General features: G+C 49.2%; 1 protein-coding gene and 1 pseudogene. Both read right to left on the bottom strand.

The annotated features are described in order from the left end of the window. A pseudogene (locus ACS8FC_RS18225) lies at positions 1–468 on the bottom strand (NADH oxidoreductase (quinone) subunit F); the annotation flags it as partial. Then, the coding region (locus tag ACS8FC_RS18220; RefSeq protein ID WP_439297822.1) for an NAD(P)H-dependent oxidoreductase subunit E at positions 465–660 on the bottom strand (196 nt) is incomplete at its 5' end. The pseudogene ACS8FC_RS18225 and the gene ACS8FC_RS18220, both read right to left, overlap by 4 nt.

The following is a 660-nucleotide window of genomic DNA, read 5'->3' as shown; positions in this document are numbered from 1 at the left end:
GTAGCCGTCAGTTGCTCCAATCGCATGAGCGGTAATCAGCATCCCTTCGATCAGCTGAAACGGTAAACGCTCCATCAATAAGCGATCTTTAAACGTGCCCGGCTCCATTTCATCAGCATTACAGATAAGATAACGCGGCAAACCATCTGGCGGCGACATGAATGACCATTTGAGACCTGCGTTAAAGCCTGCACCGCCGCGACCACGGACATTGGCCGCTTTGATCATATTGCCGACGTCTTTTGACGATTTAGATAATGCTTCTTTTAGACCCGTAAAGCCTTTTAGAGATTCATAAGTGGCTAAATCAAGCACGGCATCATGATGCGCCAAACGCCACGTCAATGGCTTGGTTTCGCTAGTGGCTGTCGCTTTATCACCATAGATTGGAACACGCTGTGCATTTAGCTGGCTTGGCGCTTGGCCTTGACCGCGACGAGCAATTTGCTCTGAAATCGTTAAACTCATGCGTATAGCTCCAATAATTGCGCGACCTCAGATGGCTGGACAGGGCCGTAAGTGTCTTCATCAATCAGTACCGCTGGTCCCTTATCGCAGTTGCCCAAGCAGCAAATTGGCAATAGGGTAAAACGTCCATCAGCAGTAGTTTGACCGTACTCAATACCCAGCTGCGATCTAATCTCAGCTGACAGCGCTTCA

It is taken from the genome of Psychrobacter sp. 1Y4 (genome assembly GCF_051847555.1).
This window is presented reverse-complemented; position numbering and strand designations above follow the sequence as displayed.